At 53.8% G+C, this 24,565-nt stretch carries 28 protein-coding genes; 23 read left to right on the top strand and 5 right to left on the bottom strand.

Annotated elements, in window-relative coordinates:
• Positions 1-47 precede the first annotated feature (47 nt).
• The 19 genes from VF724_RS08060 to VF724_RS08150 all read left to right on the top strand — a co-directional run bounded on the left by VF724_RS08060 (position 48) and on the right by VF724_RS08150 (position 16,211).
• The gene (locus VF724_RS08060; RefSeq protein WP_371753722.1) at positions 48-764 is read left to right on the top strand and encodes an MgtC/SapB family protein; all 717 of its coding nucleotides are present in this window, start codon (positions 48-50) and stop codon (positions 762-764) included.
• 213 nt (positions 765-977) lie between these two features.
• Positions 978-1,631 (top strand): ethanolamine utilization microcompartment protein EutL, encoded by a 654-nt coding sequence (gene eutL / locus VF724_RS08065; protein ID WP_371753723.1) that lies wholly within the window; start codon positions 978-980, stop codon positions 1,629-1,631.
• A gap of 19 nt (positions 1,632-1,650) precedes the next feature.
• Complete coding sequence (locus VF724_RS08070) at positions 1,651-2,151, top strand: BMC domain-containing protein (protein ID WP_371753724.1); 501 nt, start codon at positions 1,651-1,653, stop codon at positions 2,149-2,151.
• Positions 2,138-3,610 (top strand): acetaldehyde dehydrogenase (acetylating), encoded by a 1,473-nt coding sequence (locus VF724_RS08075; protein ID WP_371753725.1) that lies wholly within the window; start codon positions 2,138-2,140, stop codon positions 3,608-3,610. Before VF724_RS08070 ends, VF724_RS08075 begins: the two co-directional genes overlap by 14 nt.
• 32 nt (positions 3,611-3,642) lie before the next feature.
• On the top strand, positions 3,643-3,933 hold the full coding sequence (locus VF724_RS08080) for a BMC domain-containing protein (protein ID WP_371753726.1): 291 nt from the start codon (positions 3,643-3,645) through the stop codon (positions 3,931-3,933).
• Positions 3,934-3,944: 11 nt separating this feature from the next.
• Positions 3,945-4,745, top strand: coding sequence for a phosphate propanoyltransferase (gene pduL, locus VF724_RS08085; protein ID WP_371753727.1), 801 nt, complete (start codon positions 3,945-3,947; stop codon positions 4,743-4,745).
• 1 nt (position 4,746) lies between these two features.
• A complete protein-coding gene (locus VF724_RS08090) occupies positions 4,747-5,571 on the top strand; it encodes a hypothetical protein (protein ID WP_371753849.1) in 825 nt (274 codons plus the stop codon).
• 5 nt (positions 5,572-5,576) lie between these two features.
• The gene (locus tag VF724_RS08095) at positions 5,577-5,864 is read left to right on the top strand and encodes a EutN/CcmL family microcompartment protein (protein WP_371753850.1); all 288 of its coding nucleotides are present in this window, start codon (positions 5,577-5,579) and stop codon (positions 5,862-5,864) included.
• 42 nt (positions 5,865-5,906) lie between these two features.
• Positions 5,907-6,248: an ethanolamine utilization microcompartment protein EutS gene (gene eutS / locus VF724_RS08100; protein ID WP_371753728.1), complete on the top strand. Its 342-nt coding sequence runs from the start codon at positions 5,907-5,909 to the stop codon at positions 6,246-6,248.
• 2 nt (positions 6,249-6,250) lie between these two features.
• A complete protein-coding gene (locus VF724_RS08105) occupies positions 6,251-6,697 on the top strand; it encodes a EutP/PduV family microcompartment system protein (protein ID WP_371753729.1) in 447 nt (148 codons plus the stop codon).
• Positions 6,698-6,734: 37 nt separating this feature from the next.
• Positions 6,735-8,195, top strand: a complete 1,461-nt coding sequence (locus VF724_RS08110; protein WP_371753730.1) for a sensor histidine kinase — start codon at positions 6,735-6,737, stop codon at positions 8,193-8,195.
• Entirely contained in the window at positions 8,167-8,769 is a 603-nt protein-coding gene (locus VF724_RS08115; protein ID WP_371753731.1) for an ANTAR domain-containing response regulator, read from the top strand. Before VF724_RS08110 ends, VF724_RS08115 begins: the two co-directional genes overlap by 29 nt.
• Positions 8,762-10,267, top strand: coding sequence for an ethanolamine ammonia-lyase reactivating factor EutA (locus VF724_RS08120; protein WP_371753732.1), 1,506 nt, complete (start codon positions 8,762-8,764; stop codon positions 10,265-10,267). Before VF724_RS08115 ends, VF724_RS08120 begins: the two co-directional genes overlap by 8 nt.
• Positions 10,268-10,274: 7 nt before the next feature.
• Positions 10,275-11,636 (top strand): ethanolamine ammonia-lyase subunit EutB, encoded by a 1,362-nt coding sequence (locus tag VF724_RS08125; RefSeq protein ID WP_371753733.1) that lies wholly within the window; start codon positions 10,275-10,277, stop codon positions 11,634-11,636.
• Between the two features lie 22 nt (positions 11,637-11,658).
• Positions 11,659-12,567, top strand: coding sequence for an ethanolamine ammonia-lyase subunit EutC (gene eutC, locus VF724_RS08130; protein ID WP_371753734.1), 909 nt, complete (start codon positions 11,659-11,661; stop codon positions 12,565-12,567).
• Positions 12,568-12,705: 138 nt separating this feature from the next.
• Positions 12,706-12,828, top strand: coding sequence for a hypothetical protein (locus tag VF724_RS08135; protein WP_371753735.1), 123 nt, complete (start codon positions 12,706-12,708; stop codon positions 12,826-12,828).
• Positions 12,829-12,903: 75 nt separating this feature from the next.
• Positions 12,904-14,469 (top strand): amino acid permease, encoded by a 1,566-nt coding sequence (locus VF724_RS08140; protein ID WP_371753736.1) that lies wholly within the window; start codon positions 12,904-12,906, stop codon positions 14,467-14,469.
• Positions 14,470-15,144: 675 nt separating this feature from the next.
• A complete protein-coding gene (locus tag VF724_RS08145) occupies positions 15,145-15,768 on the top strand; it encodes a GDSL-type esterase/lipase family protein (RefSeq protein WP_371753737.1) in 624 nt (207 codons plus the stop codon).
• Positions 15,769-15,830: 62 nt separating this feature from the next.
• Positions 15,831-16,211, top strand: coding sequence for a MarR family winged helix-turn-helix transcriptional regulator (locus VF724_RS08150; protein WP_371753738.1), 381 nt, complete (start codon positions 15,831-15,833; stop codon positions 16,209-16,211).
• An 8-nt stretch (positions 16,212-16,219) separates the two neighbouring features.
• Here VF724_RS08150 and VF724_RS08155 read toward each other — a convergent pair whose 3' ends face one another.
• Both VF724_RS08155 and VF724_RS08160 read right to left on the bottom strand, forming a co-directional pair.
• Positions 16,220-16,411 (bottom strand): hypothetical protein, encoded by a 192-nt coding sequence (locus tag VF724_RS08155; protein ID WP_371753739.1) that lies wholly within the window; start codon positions 16,409-16,411, stop codon positions 16,220-16,222.
• A gap of 165 nt (positions 16,412-16,576) precedes the next feature.
• Entirely contained in the window at positions 16,577-17,368 is a 792-nt protein-coding gene (locus VF724_RS08160) for a YheC/YheD family protein (protein WP_371753740.1), read from the bottom strand.
• A gap of 165 nt (positions 17,369-17,533) precedes the next feature.
• Between VF724_RS08160 and VF724_RS08165 the strand changes: the two genes are divergently transcribed.
• The 4 genes from VF724_RS08165 to VF724_RS08180 all read left to right on the top strand — a co-directional run bounded on the left by VF724_RS08165 (position 17,534) and on the right by VF724_RS08180 (position 21,812).
• Entirely contained in the window at positions 17,534-18,799 is a 1,266-nt protein-coding gene (locus VF724_RS08165) for a phenylacetate--CoA ligase family protein (protein ID WP_371753741.1), read from the top strand.
• On the top strand, positions 18,789-19,811 hold the full coding sequence (sbnA, locus tag VF724_RS08170; protein ID WP_371753742.1) for a 2,3-diaminopropionate biosynthesis protein SbnA: 1,023 nt from the start codon (positions 18,789-18,791) through the stop codon (positions 19,809-19,811). Before VF724_RS08165 ends, sbnA begins: the two co-directional genes overlap by 11 nt.
• Positions 19,783-20,799: a 2,3-diaminopropionate biosynthesis protein SbnB gene (locus tag VF724_RS08175; RefSeq protein WP_371753743.1), complete on the top strand. Its 1,017-nt coding sequence runs from the start codon at positions 19,783-19,785 to the stop codon at positions 20,797-20,799. The genes sbnA and VF724_RS08175 overlap by 29 nt, the downstream gene beginning before the upstream one ends.
• A gap of 137 nt (positions 20,800-20,936) precedes the next feature.
• Positions 20,937-21,812 (top strand): SDR family oxidoreductase, encoded by an 876-nt coding sequence (locus tag VF724_RS08180; protein WP_371753744.1) that lies wholly within the window; start codon positions 20,937-20,939, stop codon positions 21,810-21,812.
• A 136-nt stretch (positions 21,813-21,948) separates the two neighbouring features.
• Here the strand turns inward: VF724_RS08180 and VF724_RS08185 are convergent, their stop codons facing one another.
• The 3 genes from VF724_RS08185 to fadR form a co-directional block, all read right to left on the bottom strand.
• Positions 21,949-22,923: an electron transfer flavoprotein subunit alpha/FixB family protein gene (locus tag VF724_RS08185; protein WP_371753745.1), complete on the bottom strand. Its 975-nt coding sequence runs from the start codon at positions 22,921-22,923 to the stop codon at positions 21,949-21,951.
• 81 nt (positions 22,924-23,004) lie between these two features.
• Positions 23,005-23,772, bottom strand: coding sequence for an electron transfer flavoprotein subunit beta/FixA family protein (locus tag VF724_RS08190; protein WP_371753746.1), 768 nt, complete (start codon positions 23,770-23,772; stop codon positions 23,005-23,007).
• 127 nt (positions 23,773-23,899) lie between these two features.
• Positions 23,900-24,484, bottom strand: a complete 585-nt coding sequence (fadR, locus tag VF724_RS08195) for a fatty acid metabolism transcriptional regulator FadR (RefSeq protein ID WP_371753747.1) — start codon at positions 24,482-24,484, stop codon at positions 23,900-23,902.
• Positions 24,485-24,565 lie beyond the last annotated feature (81 nt).

Consider the following 24,565-nt stretch of genomic DNA (forward strand, 5'->3'; position numbering starts at 1 on the left):
TGCTATTAACTGCGGTGTTTTCGCTGTCAAGGGAAGGAAGAATCGCCATGGCTGAATCCCTGCATTCCGGAATATGGGAAATTTCTTATATTGAGCTGACGCTCCGCTTGGTTCTCGCCGCCGTGCTTGGAGGACTGATCGGACTTGAAAGGGAATTCGGCTATCACCCTGCCGGATTTCGCACGCATATCCTTGTCTGTCTCGGCTCCGCACTCATCATGATCCTGTCCATATACGGCTTTACCCAGTTTGCCGCGGAGTCGAATGTCCGTATGGATCCGGCGCGTTTGGCGGCCCAGGTGATCAGCGGCGTCGGTTTTTTGGGGGCGGGGACGATTCTCCGAACGGGAGTGTCCATTACCGGATTGACCACAGCGGCTTCTCTTTGGGTCGTTTCGGCAATCGGCCTGTCGGTCGGCGCCGGATTTTATTTCGGCAGTGTACTGGTTACCGTGATGGTGCTGTTCAGTTTGTTTCTGCTGAATAAGCTGGAGAAATCTTTTTCCCAAACAAAGAAATTCAGGGAAATCCGGATTCAGATTCCCGATGGCTCAACCGCTTTGAACGTGACGCTTGCGAAGATTGCCGAGTTCGGTCTGTCGATCCACAAAATCCAAATCGAAAATCCCATCGTCGGGACCGAAGCGGAGGAACGGGTGGTGACCGTGCGCTTGCTGGTCAAAGCCGGCAAGCCCGCGCATTTTCAAAAGGTTCTGCTGGCGCTTCCCGGGATTCCCGGGGTCAGGAATGTGGAGTGCGAGTAACCCTCGTATACAATAAAAAAACAACACGAACAGAAAATTCAGAAAACTACTTGTCAAAATTGGGCTGATCATTTACAATCGAATTAATTTTAATTGAAATATATATGTGCAACAGAATATTTTTGAGGCAACGACGCCTCGGGACGTAACGAATTTCGTTATGCCTGGGCGTCTTTTTGTTTTTGCCAATAATTTACAACGGAGGAATGCGGCATGAGCCATCGACCGATCAAGGCGGTGCCGTTGGCGGTTCAGGTGATTCCCAACGTTGAAGAAGGCCTGGCGAGAGCCTTGAGCTTGGCGCCTAATATAAGAAGCTTGGGACTGCTGACGTCGACGATTGACGATGTGGGATATACCGCGGTGGATGAAGCGACAAAAAAAGCGGCGGTGGAAGTCGTATACGCGAAGTCGTTCTATGCCGGTTCCGCTCACGCTTCAGGACCGCTGAGCGGTGAATTTATCGGAATTATCGGCGGGGAAAATCCTGCGGAGGTCAGAAGCGGATTGGATGCGGCAATTGCGTTAATGGCCGAGGGCGCCTGCTTTTATTCACTGAACGAAGATGGCAGCCATGCGTATTATGCGCACGTGATTTCCCGTTCCGGCACGTATTTGTCCAAGGTTGCGGGAATTGCCGAGGGAGAACCGCTCGCTTATTTGATCGCCCCGCCGCTGGAAGCCGTTGTCGGTTTGGATGCTGCACTGAAAGCGGCGGATGTTACGCTCTGCCGGTTTTACGGGCCGCCTACGGAAACCAATTTTGCCGGCGGTATTCTGACAGGCACCCAATCGTCCTGCACCGCGGCGGCAAAAGCGTTTGAGGCTGCGGTGTCCGGTGTGGCCGGCCAGCCGATCAAATCGTGAGCACGGAGGGGGATGACGATTGAAAACGGAGTCCTATGCGCTCGGCATGATTGAGACCCGCGGTCTGCCGGCGCTGATTGCAGCCGCCGATGCCGCAGCCAAAGCGGCCTCCGTCCGGGTGGCCGCCTATGAGCAAGCGGATGCGGGCATCGTGACGGTGTATATCCTCGGCGATGTCGCCTCAGTCACAGCGGCGGTCGGCGCCGGCGCAGCAGCCGCACGCGAAACGGGGGAGCTTCTCCATTCGCATGTGATTCCGCGCCCTGACCGGGAGGTACCGATGCTCATCAGGCAGTTCCGGAATTCGGCTCCGGAAGGGAAGGATGAAAAGCGCGCCGGAGAAAAACAAGAGCCGTCCCATCTGCAAGCGTACAGCGTGACGGAGCTGCGCAGGCTGGCCCGAGGGTTTGCCGGTTTCCCGCTTGCCGGACGCGAAATCAGCCGGGCCAACAAACAACAGCTGCTGTCGCTGCTGGAACCATATGCAAAGAAGGGGGGGATGCCGCATGACAAAGCTTGATCCCGATCTTCAGTCGATCCAGGACGTGCGCAATGCGCTTCAGGAAGCGAAGCATGCGCAGAAGCTGCTGGAGCGGCTGTCCCAGGAAGAAATCGATGCGATTGTGGCAAGCATGGCCAAGGGTGCGGAGCTTGAAGCGCGAAGGCTGGCAGCCCTCGCCTGCGAGGAAACCGGGTTCGGCAGGGTCGAGGACAAGACGGCGAAGAATCTGTTCGCAGCCAGGGATGTGCACGCCGCCATCCAAGGCATGAAAACCGTCGGCATCATCCGCCGCGACGAGGCGGCCAAGGTTTGGGAGGTTGCCCAACCGGTGGGCATCGTCGCAGGCATTATTCCTTCGACGAATCCGACCTCGACGGTGATATTCAAGTCGCTGATTGCCCTGAAAGCCCGGAACGCCATCGTCTTCAGCCCGCATCCTTCGGCAGCCCGGTGCTGCGCGGAAACCGCCGGCGTCATGGCCCGGGCGGCAGAGCAGGCAGGCGCGCCGGCAGGCGTCATTCACTGCCTGACTCAGCCGACATTAGCCGCCACACGCGAGCTGATGTCCCACAAGCTGACCGACATGATTCTGGCAACGGGCGGGACGGCGATGGTCAAGGCGGCTTACAGCTCGGGCAAACCGGCGCTCGGCGTCGGACCGGGAAACGTGCCGGTCTATATTCATTCAAGCGCCAACATCAAAGAAGCGGTCAGACGAATTATTCAGAGCAAAACCTTTGATTACGGCACGATCTGCGCTTCCGAGCAGGCCCTGATCGTCGATCGGGCAGTCAAAGAAGAACTGGTCGGAGAATTGAAAGACCAAGGCGCTTACTTTCTCAATCCCTCCGAAAAAGACAAAGTGGCCGGGGTGATTATGAGCGGTTCCGGACTCAATCCGTCGATTGTCGGCAAACCGCCGCAGACGATTGCGGAGATGGCGGGAATTACCGTTCCTGCGGATACGCGTGTGCTGATTGCCGAAGAAGATTCTGTCGGGAAGGACGTTCCGTTTGCGATTGAGAAGCTGAGTCCCGTTCTGGCGTTGTATACCGTCCTAAATTGGCAGGAGGGATGCGCCAAGAGCATCGAGCTGTTGGAATTTGGAGGTTTGGGGCATACGCTGGGGATTCATTGCGAAGAGCAGTCCGTTATCGAAGCGTTCGGGCTGGAAAAACCGGCGTCCCGCATTGTGGTCAACACCGGCACCACCTTCGGGGGCATCGGCGCTACGACGGGGCTCTTCCCTTCAATGACCTTGGGATGCGGCTCCTATGGAAACAACATCACCTCCGATAATATCGGTCCGCAGCATTTGCTGAATATCAAGCGGGTGGCCTTCGGCATACGGGAAATGAATCGGGAGGTGAGCGAACCGGGCGAAGACCTGAAGGAAACCGTGAACAGCAAAATAAGCATCAGCAGGAAGGACGTAGAGGAAATCGTTAAAAGAGTGCTGTCCGAAATGAAAGCATGAACAAAACTTATGACGTGTAAGGGGGAATTGCAATGGCAGGAGAATTGACTGCATTGGGGATGGTGGAAACGAAGGGGCTGGTAGGCTCGATCGAGGCGGCGGACGCCATGGTCAAGGCGGCGAATGTTCATCTGATCGGCAAGGTGCACGTCGGCGGCGGTCTTGTTACGGTAATGGTACGGGGAGACGTCGGCGCCGTGAAAGCGGCAACCGATGCCGGGGCCGCGGCGGCGGAGAAGGTGGGAGAACTGGTGTCCGTGCATGTCATTCCGAGACCGCATTCGGATATTGAGCATATCCTTCCAAAGCTTGAAGGAAACTGAGGTTTTAATCCATGACTCTGGTTACCGAAACGATGCTGCGGGCGATGCTCGCCAAAGGCATTCCGAATCCGTATTCGATAATGCGCAACGATAAACTGACACCGGCGGCGAAGGACTTTTTGAATTCCAGAGGCATTCGGTTGAGTGTTCAACAGCAAGGAGATTCTGCCGAGGATCGGAATGGGGATTCCGGATCCCCGCGAATTCCGCGCATTCCGGTCGGCGTTTCCAACCGCCATGTGCATTTGTCGCCCGAGGATGTGGAGCGGCTGTTCGGCAAAGGATATGCGCTTTCTCCCTGGAGGGAGCTGTCGCAGAAAGGTCAGTATGCAGCCGAGGAGAAAGTGTCGCTGTTCGGTCCAAAGGGCGCGCTCCACGGGGTCAGGGTGCTTGGTCCGGCAAGGGGACAGACACAGGTGGAAATTTCAAGAACCGACGGATTCCTGCTGGGGATTCACGCTCCCGTCCGCTTGTCCGGAGATCTCTCCGGAACCCCGGGCATGATCCTGGAAGGTCCGGAAGGACGCATCGCGCTAACCGAGGGCGTGATTGTCGCCAAAAATCATGTGCATCTGTCGCCGGAGGAGGCGCGGACGTTCGGAGTCGGCGGCGGAGACCGAATGATGCTGAGAACGCTGGGCGACAGACCGGTCATGTATTGCGACGTCATCGTCAGAATTCATCCGTCGTTTTCCCTGGATTTCCATGTGGATACGGATGAAGCGAATGCGGGGCATTTGAAAACGGGCGATGCTGTGGAGCTGGCCGGCGTCAACGGAGTTTTGTTGGCCGGAGGCCTAAGGGGTGGATGACATGGAAGCGGAAATCAGACGCTGGGTGGAGCAATTTGCCCGGGAATGGATTCAGGCCTTGGAAAAGCCGAAGCGTCCGAAGGTGCTCTTTATCTTCTGCGACAGCAGCGCGCACGAACCTTTCTCCGATACGTTCATTGAGCTGCAAAATCAGGGGATTGCCTATGACATGCTGTTTTTGGACGGGGAAACATCGGCTTGGCTGGGATTTCACCGGCTGGAATGCGCGGGATCCGGAAAGGTTATCGCGGCGGATGAGTACGCTCCGGCTCCGATAGAGCTCTCCAAGGAATATGCCGGAGTGGTGATACCGGAAATCGATTTGGACAACGCCGCCAGAATCGCAGCCGGAATGAAGGGGACGGTGAAGGCTGAAATTGTATTTTCGGCATTGACGCTGAATAAATTTGTAATAGTCGGTTCGGACGTGCCGGGAATCAAGCGTTCCGATCGACGAAGCTTGCGGGTATTGGAGCTGCCGGTCCCGTACGCGAAGTTGTTCCGCCGTTATATGGGGCAGCTGCGCGAGCTGGGCATCGCGTTTTGCGAGCAGAAGCAACTGGCCAAGGCCGTAACCGAAAGGCTGAGTGCGGAAAAACCGGCGAGCGTAGACAGCATGCCGGAGAAAGACGGAAAGCGTACCGCGGACATACCGACAGACATTATGGTGTTCCCGGAAAAGCTGATCACGGCGCAGCAGGTCCGCTCCTTTGCGGAACAAAACATACGGGAGATTCGGATGCGAAAAGAAACGGTCATTTCCCCGCTGGCGCTCGATCTGTTGAAGGAGCAAAAAATTTCCGTCCAATATTCGGAGGATAGGTGAGCCGCATGTTTCTGGGTAAAGTGATAGGAAGCGTCTGGGCTACGCAGAAGGAAGCCGGCATGGAGAATTTGAAGCTGCTGATCGTGCAACCCATGGATTTGCGGGGAGATGAGGGCGGACAGCCGGTCGTTGCCGCCGACAGGATCGGCGCAGGCATGGGGGAAAAGGTCATCGTTTCACGCGGGACGCCGGCCCGGATTCTGTTCAAGGACAAAACCGTGCCGATAGATGCGGTCATTGTGGGGATTGTCGATTCCTTCGAAGTGATCGAAGAAGCCAGGCATGCCGAATAGGTGGGACATGAAGGGAAAGATGAGCCTGAAAGGAGGAGCTCGGTGGAACAGGAAAAGCAAAGAGTGATCCAAGAGTATGTCCCCGGCAAGCAGGTGACGCTGGCCCACGTTATTGCCAATCCCGACCCGGTCCTGTATACGAAGCTGGGAATTGATGAAGCGGGCGCCATCGGAATTCTGACGCTGACCCCTACGGAAACCTCGATTATTGCAGCGGATATCGCCACCAAGGCCGCTGATGTGGATGTGGGTTATCTGGACCGGTTTACGGGCTCGCTTGTCATAACGGGAGAGGTTGCCGCCGTCGAAATGGCGATGGAGGCGGTCAACAGCTTTTTAAGCCGGAAGCTGAAATTTACTCCTGCGCTGCTGTCGAGGTCGTAGCCATGAACAGAGTCATGATGATCGGCGCGGTCGGCTCGGGCAAGTCGTCCCTAATCAAAGCGCTGGCGGGCGAGGAGCAGCCGGCGAAGAAAACGCAGGCTTTGGAATTCAAGGATTGGCTGATCGACACCCCCGGCGAATACACGGAGAATCCGCTGTACTACCGAAGCCTGATGGTGACCGCAATGCAGGCCAAATTGCTGGTGCTTGTGCAAGATGCCACCAGAAAACGCAATTCCTTTCCCCCTGGCTTCGCCTCCGGCTTTCCGATCGGCGCGATCGGGGTCATCACCAAGATCGACCATCCCGACGCCGATCCCGGGCTGGCGCAAAAATTGCTGCGGCAATCGCTGCCGCAAGGGGAAATTCATCTCACCTCCGCGGTGACGAAGGAAGGGATCGAGCCCCTGAAAAACCTGTTGCTTGAAATATTGGGATTGTTAAAATAAGAATAATCACAATATTCGAATAAAAAGGATGAAGCCAATGAGTCAGATCCGGGAACTTTGCAGGGAAAGAACGACGCTGGAGGACAAGGATATTCAAATCATCGAGGAAATGGCCGATTTTTTGCAAATCTATGCAGATATCTCCCAAGCGGACGTGTTCATTGATTGTCCCGTTCCGGAGAAGGGTGCCGCGCTGGTCGTCGCTCAGGCGCACCCGAAAACGGCTCAATCCTTGTACCATACCTCTGTCGTCGGCCAGCTGGCCTATGCCAAGCATGAACCGGCCGTTCTTTTCAGTCTGCTGTCCGGTCAGCCTGTTATCGGGTCCAGGGGCATCTCGCAGGAAAATATCGTCATGCAGCAGAATGTCGTGCCGATTCAAGCTTCAGGCAGGATCATCGGCGCGTTCATACTGGAACAGGATATCTCCGATAAGGTCGAGCAGGAGAAAAACGTTGAGCTGCTGATGGAAACCACCGAACAGCTGAGCGAAACACTGCTGGGTGTGGCCATGTCGGAGGGACAGGTGACGTCGCTGATGCATGAAGGACTCGTTCTGATCGACCAGGAGCACCGGATTACATATACGAATGCACGCGCGTTCGATTTGCTGATCAGCGTCGGGAATGAAGCACCGGTCAAGGGCCAAAAAATCGAGCAGATGTTTTTCGGAAAATTGTCCAAGGATCTGCTGCTGCAGGGAGGTATGTTCTGTGAAGAGCTGCAGATGGGGGCCGTCAGTCTGGAAGTGAAGTATGTATCTCTTTACAGGGCTCATCAAGCGGTGGGCGGGTTGATCCTGATCCGGGATATTACCGATTTGAAGGAAAAGGAAAAGCAGCTGATGATCAAATCTGCGGTCATCAAGGAAATCCACCACCGGGTCAAAAACAATCTGCAAACCGTATCCAGCCTGCTGCGCCTGCAGAGTCGCAGGATCGAATCCGAAGAAGTGAAGGGCATATTTCTCGACAGCATCAACCGGATCAACAGCATTGCGGTTATTCATGAAATACTCGCATATGAAGGCTTGGATGCCATCGACTTTAGGGAGGTTGTGGAGCGCATCGGTAAAATCATCATTTCGAGCGCGGCAAAGCCCGACCAGACGATCGGCATCAATGTCAGCGGAGCGGCCCTCTTGATTCCGGCGGATAAAGCGACAACCCTGGCGCTGGTGATCAATGAACTGATCCAAAATTCCGTCGTGCATGCGTTCAGCAGCAGGAGAAAGGGGTTTATCGAGATCGAGCTGTTCCACAACAATCAGTTTGTGCAGATTCATTTGTCGGATGACGGGATCGGCATCGGGGACTATCCCGCAAGTGTTTTGGCGAATCGCGGCAGGCTCGGGCTCAAAATCGTGGAAACGCTCGTCAAGGAGGATCTGTGCGGGATATTGGAGTTTCATGATTACGGGTTGGGCACGGAAGTTCAAATCACTTTTCCCATTTCGGAGGGATTGATGCATGATGCGGACAAAAATTCTGGTCGTTGATGACGATCCGATCATCCGGATGGATATCAAGGAAATGCTTGAGGAAGAAGGCTACCATGTGGTCGGCGAGGCCAAAGACGGGGAGATCGCCGTCGAGATGGCATTCAAGCATGAGCCGGATTTGATCATTATGGATGTGAAAATGCCGAAAATGAACGGAATCAAAGCGTCGGAGATCATCCGGAAAAAGCTCGATTGCGCGGTGCTTTTGCTGACGGCATACAGCCAGCGGGATTTGATTCAAGATGCCAGAAAGGCCGGCGTTGCCGCCTATCTGGTCAAGCCGGTCACGGAAAGGAATCTGTTTCCTTCAGTCGAAATGGCCGTCGGGCAAAAACAGCGGATGGATGCGCTGAAAGGCAATATCAGCGAGCTTCAGCACAATCTGGAGGCGCGCAAAGCGATCGAGATCGCAAAGGGAAGGCTCATGCAGATCCGGTCCATGAGCGAGGATGAAGCATACAGGTGGATGCGCAAGCAAAGCATGACGGAAAGAATACCGATAGAAAAGCTGGCCAGACGATTATTGGATGAAGAATTCGCGACGGATTGTTCCGGGAGGCTGAATGAGTGACGGTATGCGGAATGATCCGGCAGTTTCGAGGGAACAGGCTCAGTGGATGACCAGCGTCGGCATTGATTTGGGCACGAGCACGACCAAATTCATCGTCAGCCGTCTGAAGATTTCCAGGGCGTCCGGACCTTTGTCCCTTCCCCGGTATCGGATTACGGACAGGGAGCTGGTTTACCGGAGCGGAATTTACGCAACGCCGCTGAAAAACGAACAAGAAATCGATATGGAGCAGACAGTGCGAATTCTCGAGGAGGAATACCGAAAAGCCGATTTGCGGCTGTCCGAAATAAAGTCGGGAGCGGTGATCATTACCGGCGAAACGGCGAACAAACGGAACGCCGAGCAATTTGTTCACTATTTGGCTGAACGTTCCGGAGATTTTGTCGTCGCCACGGCCGGTGCGGAGCTGGAAGCGGTTCTTGCCGGAAAAGGCGCGGGCGCGGAAGAGCGTTCCCGGCATATTCAGGAGGTTGCAGCCAATATCGATATCGGAGGCGGCACGGCCAACACTGCGTTTTTCCATCGCGGCAGATGCGTCGGCACCGTGACCTTCCATGTGGGAGGACGCTTGCTTCGTATCGATTCTGCCGGCAGGATAACGGGAATATCCAAAGCGCTGGGGGACTGGCTCGAGGCCTACGGGTATGACCTTGAAATCGGCGGCAGGGTCTCCTTAGCGGGCCTGCAGGATATCGCGGATTCCTTATGCAGAAGCATGTTTGATTATTTGACCGGATCGCATAAGGATCCGACGGCGGGCCTTCTGATCGTCGGCAATGAACTGCGGGCTTTGCCGGAGTTCGCGGAATTGACGGTGTCCGGAGGGATCGGGGATATGGCGCTTCTGAACCCCCCGGCTAATCTGCGGCAGGCGGCGCGGTACGGAGATTTCGGCCCGGTGCTGGCACAGGCCGTTCGAAAGGCCGCCCAATCCTATCCCTTCGAATGGCGGCAGCCTGCTGAGACCATCCGGGCGACGGTTATCGGAGCCGGCATGCAGACTACGGAACTGAGCGGATCCACCGTATTCGTCGACGCGTCGCTCCTGCCTGTCCGCAATCTGCCGGTATTGAGGCTGGAGCTGGGCGAGCATCATTTGCGGCAGCCGGAGCTGCTGCGCTCCTTGCTTCAGCGGGAGCTTGAGCTCGGGGCGGACTGGTATTCCTCCGGGGACGATGCGGTTCCGCCGTTTGCCGTTTTGATCGCCGGCTTGGCATACTGCTCCTATTCGGAGTTGCAGATGCTTGCTGAGCAGCTGTCGGAAGCGTATCGGGAACGTTTTCCGTACACGCGGATTTTGGCGGTGATCGCGGAGAACGATATGGCCAAAGCGCTGGGCCACGCTTTGCACATCCGCTGCGGGGGGGAGCTCCGCATTTTGAGCATTGACCAAATCACGGCGCAGCACGGAGATTACCTGGATTTGGGCGAGCAGCTTGCCGGCGGCATGCTTCCGGTTATCGTCAAAACGCTTGTTTTTCATGACAAAGCGAGGTGAGTAGCACTTGAAAACGAACATTACCCTGCTGGGGAAAACGTATCAATTCAAAGATTTGAAGGACATTATGGCGAAAGCGAACGAGGAAAAATCCGGCGACCAGCTGGCGGGAATCGCAGCGGAGGATGCGCGGGAGCGGATCGCCGCCAAATATTTGCTCGCCGATTTGACCCTTTCCGATATCCGCAGCCATCCCGTCCTTCCCCCGGAAGCGGACGAAGTATCCAGAGTCATCGAAGAACAAGTCAATGAGAGGATCTACAACGAAATCCGCAATTGGACGGTCGCCGAGCTCAGGGAGGCTTTGTTAAGCCATGCAACGGACTTATCCGCCATCCAGAGAATCAGCAGGGGCTTGACGAGCGAAATGGTCGCGGCCACCGCCAAAATCATGTCCAATCTGGATTTGGTCCAGGCTGCGGCGAAAATCGAAGTGACGTCACGCTGCAATATTACGATCGGACAAAAAGGCGTATTGTCGGGGAGGGCGCAGCCGAATCATCCTACGGACAGCATTCAGGGAATCAAGGCTTCGCTGTTTGAAGCGCTCTCGTACGGGATCGGAGATGCGGTGATCGGGATCAATCCGGTGATCGACACGACGGACAGCGTCAAGGAAATTCTTCATATGACCAAAGAGGTGATGGGCAAATGGGGAATTCCCACGCAAAACTGCGTGCTCGCGCACGTATCAACGCAGATGAGGGCGATCCGCCAGGGAGCTCCGGCCGATCTGATCTTCCAAAGTCTGGCCGGCACGGAGCAGGGGAACAAGGCATTCGGCATCGACCTGGCGCTGCTGGATGAAGCGGACGAATTGATCCGCAAGGAGGGGACCGCCGCCGGACCCAATGTCTGGTACTTCGAGACGGGCCAGGGCTCCGAATTGTCCGCCGAGGCGCATCACGGCATCGATCAGGTGACGCTGGAAGCGCGGTGCTACGGGCTGGCTCGCAGATACCGTCCGTTTATTCTCAATACGGTGGTCGGCTTCATCGGCCCGGAATATTTGTATGACAGCAAGCAGGTGATCCGGGCCGGCCTGGAGGATCACTTCATGGGCAAGCTGCAGCAAATCCCGATGGGCGTGGATGTGTGCTATACAAATCACATGAAGGCGGATCAGAACGATATGGATAATCTGGCGGTCCTGCTGGCGGCAGCCGGCGTGAATTATATTATCGGCGCGCCGATGGCCGATGACTGCATGCTCAACTATCAATCGACGAGCTATCACGATATCGCCAGCCTGAGGGAGCTTCTGGGCTTGAGACCGGCGCCCGAATTCGAGAGGTGGCTGGAGCGGATGGGCCTGATGCGGGACGGAAGGCTGACGGAGGCCGCCGGCGACCCGACGATATTCATGTGACGCCGGGGGAGGTGAAACGAACATGGACACATCATTGAATCTGGATGAGCTTGTGACGAAAATCATGCAGGAATTGGAATCCCGATATCCATCGTCCGCGGCTGCTTCGTCCTTGAAGCCGGAGCACATCGCCGGTCAGCGGATGGATCAGGCTTCGGCCGACCAGCGGCCCGAACCGGCTGCGGAGCATCATGTCCTGCAGCGGGCGGAAATCAATGTGCCCAAGCCCAAGTGGAAGGAAGGGCTGCTCGAACTGACCGCAAGCACGCCTGCCAGAATCGGCGTTTGGAGAACCGGGACGCGTCCCTTGACCTCGACCCAGCTGAAGCTTCGCATCGATCATGCGGCCGCGGTGGACAGCGTCTATGGGGAAGTGAACCGGAGTCTGCTTGACGAAATGGGTTTGTTCACTGTGGAGACCCAGTTTGAAAATACGGAAAATTACCTGAAACGTCCAGATAAAGGGCGGGTCCTGACAGAGGAGGGCGCGGCGCTGATCCGGCAAAAATGCGCCATGCGGCCACAGGTGCAGATCGTGGTCTCCGACGGCTTAAGCGCAAATGCCGTCGAAGCGAATCTTCGGGATGTTTATCCGGCGCTGCTTGATTCGCTCCGCTCGCATGGCTTGAGCTGGGGGACTCCCTTCTTCGTCAAGGGAGGCAGGGTCGCATCGATGGATCATATCGGCGAGCTGCTGCAGCCGGAAGCGCTGGTGCTCTTGATCGGCGAACGTCCGGGCCTCGTCACTTCAAGCTCGATGAGCGCTTATATGTGCTACAGGCCCCGCAAAGGCATTGTGGAATCCGACAGGACTGTCATTTCCAACATTCACAGAGGCGGAACCCCGCCGATTGAAGCCGGGGCGCATATCGGAACGGTGCTGCGGGCCATGATCGACCAGCGGGCCAGCGGCGTGAAGCTGGTGATTTGAAGCGCGGCGGTTTCCATGGGGCAATCCCCCCTCCCGAATAGATAAAGAGCAATCGATTTGCCGGTTCAATTTGTTGGGCTTAGGGATCCTCGCAAGAATACGAAACGAAACGTCTGGCAAACAGGAGGTGAATTCGCTATGGCGCTCGGTATATTTTTGCTGGTTTTGACCTGCGCGGTTGCTTTTGGAATCGGAGCAATTGCCGCAAAGAACATTCGGGAATTCGACGAATCCAAGCATGAAAGCTTTTTGGGGAAATGACGGATTGCCAAAGATGGCGGAAGGCTTCGAATGCTTTGCGTACAATGAATAATACAAAAATGGAGGAGTCAAAGAATGGTTAATCACTCGCAAGATCAGCTTATGCATGACAAAAGGGAGCTCAACCGGTTTGGATATGCGCAGGAATTGTTGAGGAGCATGGGGGGGTTCTCCAACTTTGCCATATCCTTCTCCATCATCTCCATTCTGACGGGCGCCGTCTCGCTGTATGGACACGGCTTGACTTACGGCGGACCGGGAATGATGGGCATCGGCTGGCCGCTGGTGGCCTTGTTCGTGCTGCTGGTCGCCGCCGCCATGTCGGAACTGGCCTCGGCGATTCCGACCGCAGGCGCCCTGTATCACTGGGCTTCGATTTTGGCCAACAAACGGTGGGGCTGGTACACGGCCTGGATCAATCTGATCGGACAAATCGGCATTGTCGCCGGCATTGATTATTCGGTAGCGCTGTTTGCCGATCCGCTCTTGGCCAGTGTGTTCGGTTACCAGTCCAACGATACGACCGCATTGATCGCCTTTGCCGTTATATTGCTGTCTCACGGGATTCTCAATCACATTGGAATCCGCATTGTCGCCCGGCTGAATGACTTCTCCGCTTGGTATCATATCGCGATCGTTGCCGTTTTGGTGTTTACACTGGCTTTTTTCACCAAAGGGGGATTGCAGCCCGTCGATTATTTGTTCCATGTGGGGCAAACATTCTCCGACAAACCGTACGCGTTGGCTTTTTTGATCGGGCTTTTGCAGGCGCAATGGACATTTACGGGCTATGACGCCTCGGCGCATACGATCGAAGAAACAATCAACCCGAGAATCCGGGCCCCGTGGGGTATTTTTACCTCCGTTGCTTATTCCTTTTTCTTCGGCTTTCTGATGCTTGCGTTCGTCACGCTGTCGATCCACGATGCCAAGGCGGCCGCCGGCTCGGATAATGCTTTCATCTATGTCATCAGTCAAGCGCTGGGTGGAACGTTCGGATCGGTCATTCTCTGGCTTGTCACATTGGCCATGTGGTTTTGCGGACTTTCCTCAATCACCTCTTTCTCCCGGATGATGTACGCATTTTCCAGGGACAAAGGAATGCCGTTCAGCCGTCAGTGGTCGCAAATTTCGCGCAAATACCGCACGCCGGCCAAGGCGATTTGGCTGTCCGTCATCTTGTCCTTCCTGCTCGCTCTGACGGATTACATCATCAAGCTGGTTCAGCCGGATGCTGCCTACGGCACGCTGGTTTTTCTGACCGGCGTCAGCGTCGTCGGCTTGTATGTTGCATACGGGATTCCGATTCTGTTGAAGATGGTGGCGAAAAGTCAGGGCAGATTTCAAGAGAAACATCTGGGACCATGGAATTTGGGGCGCTGGAGCGACTTCATCGGGGTCATCGCGCTGATCTGGATCGTGTTCATCAGCATCGTCATGGTCATTCCACCGAACGAGAATGCCGGCTACGCGCTGATCGGCATGATGATTCTGTTGATTGTCATGGATGTGGCCTATTATAACAAACACTTTGAAGGACCTCAGGCGGCTCTGAAAAAATCAATCGACGACATCATCAAGCGCGAACGGGAGCTGGAAGGACAAACGATTATCGGCTCCGCTCTGCATAAGGATATGTAGAGAGTCGACGCTGAAGAACGTATTGATAGAATGAAGGGTTGTGAGCCCGCCGAAATTCTTCACAGAAAACGTGAGGATGGAAGCGGGCCTTTCCTTTTTTGTATTATCGAATTCAAACCCAATATTTTAAAGTTTTATTTTGTATATGGTATAATGTGAACAGTGTTGAGTTGAATCAAAGATGAGTATAAAAAATGAGGTCATTAAGCTCGTTCAAGAACTGCCTAAGAATGCGACGATGGAAGAGATTCTATACAAGGATTTATAAAAGTTACCGAATCATATATAGAGAATGGCGAAATCATCACAGTATTACATCAGGCAAGACGACTAAATAATCAGAAGTAAAAGACATCAGGTGCTCAGTCAAGAGTATTTCCATGATGTTTTTTTATTTTGTGAGTGTGAAGCGAGGAAGCAATTGCCGGGTCAGTGTTTTCGCATGGATAACAGCCACCCAACGGCTATTTACTGCAACTTCTAAAATAGAGAAAACCATTGTGATAATCCTATTAGCGGATTGATGCGTATTTGAATAGTACTTCTGTCTTTGTCTGTTCCTGTATTCGTAATCTGTTGAAATTTCATCTTTCCACGCAGCGCCGCTTACGGTGACGTATGGATTCACGACAAACTGAATATAATGGATGCACGTAAGAGAAAGGATGGATCGGCATGAATCGGGATTCAATTTATCTGGCGCTGGGCGATTCGCTGACGGTCGGATATGGAGCGCCGCAAGGGCAGGGCTTTGTCGATCATTATCATATGGCTTTGCAGCAGAAACGCAACAAAGAATTGAATTGCTTTAATCAAGGAGTTAACGGGGCTACCACTGGAGACATTTTGGAATTGATCAGGCGGGACGCGGACATTCGAGAGTACATTCGGAAGGCTGAGGTCATCACGCTGACTGCGGGTGGAAACGATTTGCTGCAGGCTGCGATTCCGTATATTTTTGACGGCAGGACAACGGATTTTATTCCCGCGCTGGTGACCTTTCAGAGAAATTACAGAAAGATCATTTCCGACATTCAAGAGATCAAAAGCGAGTCTGCTCAGCCTTTTGCCTTGAAGCTGATCGGCTTGTACAATCCGATTCCTTCCGTTCAGGCATCCGATTTTTGGGTGAAGACATTCAACACGCACATTTCCAAATGCGCGGACCGGCGCGTCCATTTCGTGAATGTGTATGACGCCTTTGTGGGGAACGAGACGGAGTATTTGTTTGAAGATCAGGTTCATCCGAATGAGCTGGGCTACCGGGCGATCGCCGAACAAGTCAAAAAGTCGGATTGACGGAGCGGCTGATCAACCGCTGCTTGGATGTTCATTTTAGGACGGCGAGGCGATTCGCTTCCATGGTGGCCGAAAGAATTCATCAGGAGTTGACCCCGGAGCAGCACTATGGGCTGGATTATATTCAAGCAAACGGACCTTGTCCTTCCTCCGCTTTGTCCGACCGGTTCGGGGTGAACCGCAGCGCGGTGACGGCGTTGGTGGACAGGCTCGTATCGAAAGGCTTTGTCCGGCGAATTCCGGATTCAGTCGATCGAAGAGTTGTTCTGCTGTACATGACGGATAAGGGTGTTGCGGCGCTGAAGGCGGGAAAAGAAAGCATCCGGAAATTTGTCGGTGTCTGCATGGAGGAATTGGAAGAAGCGGAGATCGAACAGTTCATCCGGGTTTATGAAAAAATGTCGGATATCCTTCAACGGAAAAACACCACCGGTTCTTCATGAGGCTTGCGTCAGATCGGGCGCGGGGGCTTCTGCCGTCCATGACTTTTCGATCCGCCGACGGCCATGTGCTTTTTCACGGCACACTGCAGTTTGCACGAAAGCAAGAGAACTGCCGCAAAGGATAAATACAAGGAACGGCCATGGAAAAAAACCGACAGCAGCCATGAAACCGATTGTTCGTCAAATCCCAAAACCGTCATCTTAGCCCCTCACCTCTTCCCCAGTACTGTCTTTTATTAAAGCACAGATTGGAAAATCCCTCTGTGATGAAAATCACGCAGAGTTCATAAAAAATTCACGAAAAAGCCGGGTGAGCTCCCGGCTTTTTTAAGTTACGGCTCAAACCGGCCCCGCCACAGGATTTCTCATTTTCTCCGTTTCTTTTTCAAGCGGATGATTTTTCCGTATGCTCTTGAATAACGCATGATTTTCCGGATCATTCCTTTATCCCTCAGATCATCAAACAACAGGGAAACCGGACTCGTATTGACCTCCAGAATCCACGGCTTCATCTGTTGATCCAATGCAACATCCACGCCTAATTCACTGATTCCGGGGTAGGTTCGCTGCATATGCCTGGCGATCGAGACGCCCAAACGCTTCAGATTGGCGACGACAAGCGCTTTTTTGGAACCTGACGCATAAGGACTCAGCAGCGCCTCCACTTCCAGCACCGAACCTCCGTTGCTCCGATTGGTTACCGCTTTCCCGGGTTGGGCGATGCGGCCCGCCAGCCCGGTCGTTTCCCATACGCCCCGCGGATTGCGCTGCACCATGACCCGGATATCGAACGGTCGGCCCTGATGCCTTAACACCAGAATTCCTTTTTGAACCAGATACATCCTCCGTACTTTTCGCGAAAGGATGAAACGGTACATATCTTCAAAAGAGCGGAAGCCGCACTTCAGAGTGCCGCTGTGGCAGAAGTAATTGTCATGGCCGTTTTCCCGGATCAGTTCCAATTTCATGACACCGATTCCGCTGGTGCCGATATTGGGTTTGATATATACCATTCGATGCTTTTTAAGCATGTCGAGCAGAAGCGAACGGGACATGATTTTCGTAGACGGAACATATTTTTTAAGCTCGCCGCTTTTCCATAATACAACGGTTTTGGTCCATTTGCTCCAAACGTTTTGTATGCGCCTTTTTTTCATGAAACACCACTCTCTCGTCCGGATAATGACAGTTTACGAATTTGTTTCTTATTTTGAACGTGACAGATCCCTATTTCTTCAGCGGAAATGCGTCGCGGAGAACCTTCCTATCCGCCTTTTTCATATAAATGAATGAGGATGTAGATCTATTCGAGGGAGGCAGCCATGATATCCCTGGAACGAATCCAAAAAAAGGTTGAAGAGGTGCGATCGGTTTTTCCTTGGTACGGGCATTTGGCGGATCATTCGCGTTTGCGTAGCATTCAGCAATTGCCGCTGATGACATCGGATCTACTGGAACGGTACTATTACAACCGGATGTCGGATGCGGGGTTCAAGATTTACCGGACATCGGGTACCCGTTCCAATGTCAGAAAAGAAATTTATTATTCCGAAGAGGATGACAGGCGCTATATCGATTTGAAAGTCCGCCTGTTTTCTTCATTTGCCGGCAGGCAAACCGGCATTCGCAAAGCTGCCGCTGATATGGGCACAGGCCATGCGGCCGGAACCGCTCTGAAGATCTTTGCGGGAATGGGCATGGACGCCTGTTCGATTCCTTTCGAGCAGCCGATCGCAGAGCATGTGGAGCAGCTGCGCCGCTTCAAACCGGATCTGCTGTATACAATGCCTTCGATTCTCGATCAAATCGTGTTGGCAGCGGACGGGCCGAAGGCATTCGGGGTCAAAAAAATCATTCTGGTCGGGGAGATCGCGTCGGAGCAATGGATTCGCAGGACGGCCGAAAAGTTCGGCATCCGGCCGACGGATATTCTCGATACGTACGGCTCGATTGAACTCGGTACGATGGCCTATTATTCGCACGAACACGGAAGATATTTGATTGTTGAGGATCTGTTTGCCGAGGGCATCCAGCCGCCGCAACTGAATGAAGGGATTAAAGAGCTGAAGGAAGGCGAAAGCATCCTCGTTTTGACATCGTTCTCGCGAGCTTTGTTTCCGGCGCTGCGTTATGTGACCTATGACGTGGTCCGTGATCTGCGGACCCTTCAGATTGACGGAAAAGAAATCCAGAGCTTTCAAAGCATTGTCAAACGGGTTGGTCCGGAATTGAAGCACGGGGAGAAAATCAGTGTCTACGATATTGAAAATATCGTCTACCAATACTTGGATGAAGCGAGGATTCGGGTGGTCGTGGATGAAAACAAGCTGGTTGTCTATATTCAGAGCAAATCGCTGCGCAAGGATGACGTGTTTGAAATCCGCCAGGAGCTTCAACGGAAAATCCCCGAGATCGGCAGCATGATTGAAAACGGAATTCTTGATGAAATCCGGGTGATTGCGGTGTCAGGTGAAGAACAATGGGGAACAGGAGCGGTCAAGCACAAAAAAATCCACTACGAATGGAATTCGGAACGAACTGCGGCGGTTAGGTGGCAGGCAAAAAGGACGGAGCGGGATGGAATTTAATGAGGGGATTTTATCGGCGGTCGGAAATACTCCGCTCGTTCGCTTGAACAACATTTGCACAGAACGCCGGATTCAGATATACGGCAAGCTGGAATTCCTTAATCCGGGCGGCAGTTCCAAGGACCGGGCGGCTCTGGAAATCCTCAAATACGCCGCGGCTTCCGGAGCGATTCAACGGGGTTCGGTCATTGTGGAATCCAGCTCGGGAAATATGGCGATCAGCCTGGCCCAAATTTGCGCTTATCACGGCTTGAAATTCATCTGTGTCATCGATGCGAAGACGACGGAGCAAAATATCCGCATTTTGAAGACGTACGGAACCGAGATTGAATATGTGGCCGAACCGGATCCGCATACCGGAGAATATCTTACCGCCCGCCTTCAGCGGGTTCAGGACCTGCTCAGCCGATACGGAAACGCTTATTGGCCAAACCAGTATGCGAACGGGCACAATTCGAAGGCTCATTACCGCAACACGATGCGTGAAATTTCCGAGCAATTGGAGCGGGTCGACTATCTGTTTGTGGGGCTGAGCACATGCGGCACATGGAGAGGCTGCGCCGAATACGTGAGGGATCACGGACTTGCAACGCAAATCATAGCGGTCGATGCAGCAGGCAGCGTCATTTCCGGGCCTTCCGCGGGAGAGAGGATGCTGCCGGGACTGGGAGCGGGAATTGTTCCACCGCTGTACCGCCGGGAATGGGTTGACCGCACGATTCGGGTAACCGATCTGGATTGTGTGGTCGGCTGCCGCAGATTGGTCCGCAGGGAAGCCATTCTTGCGGGCGGTTCTTCCGGAGGCGTGTTGACGGCGCTGCAATATTTCAAAGAAAGCATACCGGACGGGGCAAATTGCGTGCTGATTTTTCCGGACCGGGGCGAACGCTATCTAGATACGATCTATAACGACTGCTGGGTGGAAGAGCGTTTCGGAAGCGTTTCCGGTCTATGGGAAGATGGGCCGCAGGACGCATCGAAGGATGGATTTGAGGACGGATCGGCAGATTGAGCTCGAAAGGATGGAGTTGGTATTGCTATATCTGAATGAACAGGACATCGGGAGATTGGGAGCCGATTGGAACACGCTGATCAAGCTGCTGGAGGATGCGTTGTTCAGTATCGACGCCGGGGATTATGCCCAGCCGCTGAAGCCTTATTTGCGCTATAAAGATCTCCGCAATCGGATCATTGCCATGCCGGCTTATGTCGGAGGCTCGATGGATGTCGCAGGGATCAAGTGGGTTTCCAGCTTTCCTGGCAATGTTGACCAGAATCTGCCCAGAGCGCACAACGTCGTTATTCTGAATGATGCGGCCACGGGAAAACCGGAAGCGATAATCCACAGCCCGCTGCTGAACATCCTCCGTACGGCCGCTGTCAGCGGCCTGCTTTTGAAGCATTGGCTGCAAGCGCGCCCGGGGAAGCGGCTGAAGGTGGGCATAATCGGATGGGGGCCGATCGGCCGGCGGCATTTTCGGATGTGTACGGAATTGTTCGGTGATCGGATCGATCGGATCTTTCTGTACGATCTGCGGGCGATTGATCCGGAAACGGCGGTGTCCCCGCTAGGGGCTCCCGTTACGGTGACGGATAATTGGGAGGAAGCTTATGAAGAAGCCGACGTATTTATCACCTGTACGGTTTCCGACTATCGGTATGTAAACGTCCCCCCAAAAAACGGGCGGCTGCTGATGGATATCTCACTGCGCGATTTTCAGCTGGACGCGTTGACCGGGATCGGGACCTTCATCGTGGATGATTGGGAGGAAGTGTGCAGGGAAAACACCGACATTGAGTTGCTGCACTTGGCCGGAAGACTCAGCAGGGAACAGGCGCTTTCCCTGACGGATGTGGTTTGCCGCAAGGCTCTGCTCGACGTTGATGGAGGGGAGTCCGTATTCTTCAGTCCGATGGGAATGGCGGTGTTCGACATCAGCGTCGCCGATTATTACAGGCGCTTGGCTCAAGAAACTGGGGCAGGTCAGCTGCTGGAATAAAAGCCGCTTGGACGGCTTCCGGCTCCTAAAATGGCTTTTAGGATACAAAACAGGTAAATTCAGCACAATAAAAGCGGAAAATCACTTAAGCAAGAAGTATCTCAAAGAGTCATCTAAAGAGAGAAAGGAGCCCTTAAATGGCAACAACAATCGCACCGCCCATGACGCAAACTTTTCCGCCTCAGCACCAAAGCCGGCAGCCCGGCATCGAAAGCGAGATGAATCCGAGGCCTGACTTTGAGGACCCCAAGTATTTGCCGGCCGGCAAATTGAAAGACAAGTCGGCCATCATTACCGGCGGCGACAGCGGGATCGGCAGGGCGGTTGCCGTCACCTTTGCAAAAGAAGGCGCGGACATTGCCATAGTTTATTTGAACGAGCATATGGATGCGGAGGAAACGAAGCGTCAGGTGGAGCAGGAAGGACGCCGGTGCTTGTTGATAGCTGGCGACATCGGCAATGAAACGTTCTGCAATCAGGCTGTGGAACAAACGGTGCAGGCCTTCGGGAAAATCGATATTCTGGTGAATAATGCGGCGGAACAGCATCCGCAGCAGTCCATTGAGAACATTACAAGCGAACAGCTGGAGGCCACCTTCCGCACGAACGTGTTTTCCATGTTCTATTTGACCAAGGCTGCATTGAAGCACATGAAACCAGGCAGCGCGATCATCAATACCGCGTCCGCGACCGCGTATGAAGGAAACGAACAGCTGCTCGATTATTCGGCAACGAAGGGAGCTGTTGTCAGCTTTACCCGATCGCTGTCCCAATCGCTCATCGGTAAAGGCATTCGCGTCAACGGGATTGCGCCGGGACCGATCTGGACACCGCTCATCCCGTCGACTATGGAGGCCGCGCAGGTCGCTTCCTTCGGGGCAAATACCCCGATGAAAAGAGCCGGGCAGCCGGAAGAACTGGCGCCGGGATATGTATTCCTGGCATCGGATGATTCCAGCTACATGGCCGGTCAAATTCTCCACATCAACGGCGGTAAAATCGTTAACGGTTAATCATTTTCAGTCTAGTCTCATATAAAAATAGCCGAAATCACAAAAGCGAAACAGTTTTCCGCTGTATGTCATTTCGGCTGTTTACTTTTTAGGATAGCATTTGGGTAAGTTTAGAAAGCCAATATCCTTCTCAGCACTATTGCAATACGCGTTGGAACTCGTCGGTCAGCAGCGGCACCACTTCGAACAGATCGCCGACGATGCCGTAATCGGCCACTTTGAAGATCGGCGCTTCCGGATCCTTGTTGATCGCAATGATTACCCGGGACTGGCTCATTCCGGCCAGATGCTGGATGGCGCCGCTGATTCCGCAGGCGATGTAGATTTCCGGTGTAACGACCTTCCCGGTTTGCCCGATCTGCAGCGAATAGTCACAGTAGCCGGCGTCGCAGGCGCCACGGGAAGCGCCTACCGCGCCGCCCAGCACATCCGCCATCTCCTGCAGAGGCTTGAAGCCGTCCGCACTCTTCACTCCGCGGCCGCCGGACACGATGATTTTGGCTTCGCTCAAATCGACCTTGCCGGACGTTTTGCTGACCACGTCCTTAATGACGGATCGCAGCGAAGGATTGGGATACTCGACCGGGATGACCTCCGGCGTTTTTCCGGAAACGGGCTCGCCTGCGGGAATGTTGTTGGGCCGGACGGTAACGACCCAGGGTGAGCGGGTAAACGACTTTTTCTCGAACGCTTTGCCTGCATAAATCGGACGGACGAACACGGTTTCTGCGCCGGAATTGTCGATCGCCACGACATCGGAAATTTGTCCGGCTTTCAAATATGCAGCAATCATCGGCAGCAGATCCTTGCCGATGGCGGTATGTCCGGCGTAAACGGCATCCGGTTTCGCGGACTCGATAATTTGACGCACGGCAGCAAACCATGTTTCCGGATTGTAGGGCTCCAGTTGCGGATGCTCGACCGTGTATATTTTATCGGCTCCGAAGCCGGATAATTCCGCAGCCAAAGTCCGCGTATTGCCGCCCATGATTGCGGCCGCAATCAGATCTCCCTCGCTTGCGGACATTTTCGCGGCATTCAGCGCTTCCAAGGTGACCTGCCGCAATTTCCCCCCGCGGTTTTCCGCTATGACCAAAAATGTTCTGCTCATGTGATTTCCCCCTCCATACGGATTGAATCTATGTTGACTCGTATGTTAGGATTCTTTCCGACGGAATCTTCGGATAGTCTCCTAAATAACTTTGGCTTCATTGCGCAGAAGATCAACCAACTGCGCAACCCGATCGTGTAATTCTCCCTCCAGGATCCGGCCGGCTTTGCGGGCGGGGGGAAGGTTCAGTTCCTTGCGTACCGTTTTCGGAGCGAGTTCTTCGGCGGCAATGCCGAGCTCATCCAACGACAGGCGGGCAAACGGTTTTTTCTTCGCTTTCATGATCCCGGGAAGCGAAGGGTAGCGCGGCTCGTTCAATCCCTGCTGGGCGGTGAACAAAGCGGGAAGGGTTACTTCCACAATTTCTTCGTCGCCTTCGGCATCGCGTCTGGCAGCAGCTTTCCCCGCTGAGACCTCGAGCTTGGTAATCGAGCCGACATGCGGAATGTCCAGCAGTTGGGCAAGCCGGATCGCCACCTGTCCGGCGCCGTTGTCCACGGAGAAATTGCCGCCGAGAATCAGATCCGGCGCTTTGTCGGCCAGATATGCCTGCAGCGCGCGCGCCGCTGCATACTCATCAAGCTGCACGCCTTCGTCGGAAATCAGCACCGCTTCGTCGGCGCCCATGGCAAGCGCAGTCCGCAGCGCATCCGTGCTGCGTTCGGGCCCAATCGTCACGAGCGTCACGCTGCCGCCATGGTCATCGCGGATGCGGATGGCTTCCTCAACTGCATATTCATCGTAGGGGTTAATCACATATTTCACACCGTCATCGGATATTTCACCGTCGCGGATCGCGATTTTTTCCTCCGTATCGAAGGTTTGCTTCATGAGAACATAAATGTTCATTACATAAACTCCTCCTTTGAGAATAAGATAGACATGGGAAGTGTTAAGATCAGGATACCAGCGCGCACGATGAATTGCCAGCAGGAAAAAGGAACTTCAACAAATGTTTTTTCGCTTCAACAACGGTTCAGGATCGAATGCCGCGGAGAAAGAAGTCGACGGTACCGTCGATTTGTTCCATCAGCGAATATTTTCTTCCGGAAATCAGCCAAGACGTGATCACTTCATCCATTGCCCCGAACAACAGCAGCCTGACCAGCTTGACATTCATATCGGACCGAAAAACATTTTCCTCGATTCCTCTCATCAGTATGCTTTCGATCAGTTGAATATACGGCTTTATCGTCTGTCCGATCGCTTTACGAAGCTCCAGCGAGCTCTGGCGCAGTTCAATCTGCGCGACATAGGCGAAATCAACGTCCTCCTCCATTTGCGAATAGTGGATGGTGCAAATTTCACGAATCGCTTCTTTCGCATTGTCGGCCTTGCCGATCGAGGATTGGAACCGTTCCACCAATTTGCCCAATTTGAATTCGAAAATCTTGATTAGAATTTCTTCCTTATTTTTAAAGTACAGATAGATGGTTCCGTCGGCAACGCCGGCTTCCTTGGCGATTTTTGAAACCTGCGAGCGAAAAAATCCGTGCCGGGCGAAAACCTTCACGGCCCCTTCAAGAATCTGGGTATATTTTTCATTTTTTTTGCTTGCCAATTCCCTCACCTCGATGATACAATCCAAATATAATGAATGAATAGTCATTCATTATTATTTTCTATTTTAGTTCACGTTCTG

The organism is Ferviditalea candida, assembly GCF_035282765.1.
Classification (GTDB): domain Bacteria; phylum Bacillota; class Bacilli; order Paenibacillales; family KCTC-25726; genus Ferviditalea; species Ferviditalea candida.